The organism is Cobetia sp. SIMBA_158 (assembly GCF_046566945.1).
Classification (GTDB): Bacteria; Pseudomonadota; Gammaproteobacteria; order Pseudomonadales; family Halomonadaceae; genus Cobetia; species Cobetia amphilecti.
In genome coordinates this window covers 1-276 of the sequence record NZ_JAWJYL010000301.1, presented here as the reverse complement: position 1 = coordinate 276, position 276 = coordinate 1, and the positions used below count along the sequence as shown (strand labels likewise).

Below are 276 nucleotides of genomic sequence, written 5' to 3'. Positions count from 1 at the left end.
AAGCTTATGAGATTCCTGTACGTATCTATGCGCCAGTAGGTGCACATAAAGACTTGCTACCGTACTTGGTACGCCGCTTGCTTGAGAACGGTGCCAACAGCTCGTTTGTTCATCAGTTGCTAGACAAGTCTTACCCAATCGAAAAGCTAACAGTGCATCCATATGACAAGCTGCTTGGTAATGCAACATTGCACAATCCAGACATCCCGTTACCGTTAGAGATTTATGGTGAACGTCGTGCAAGTTTTGGCCCTAATATCTTTGTAGAGTCACAAT

Annotated in this window: 1 protein-coding gene; it reads left to right on the top strand. The window is 44.6% G+C overall.

Annotated elements, in window-relative coordinates; genetic code table 11:
* On the top strand, positions 1–276 hold a 276-nt coding region (locus tag R2R70_RS20060; protein WP_410978907.1), incomplete at both ends, for a proline dehydrogenase family protein.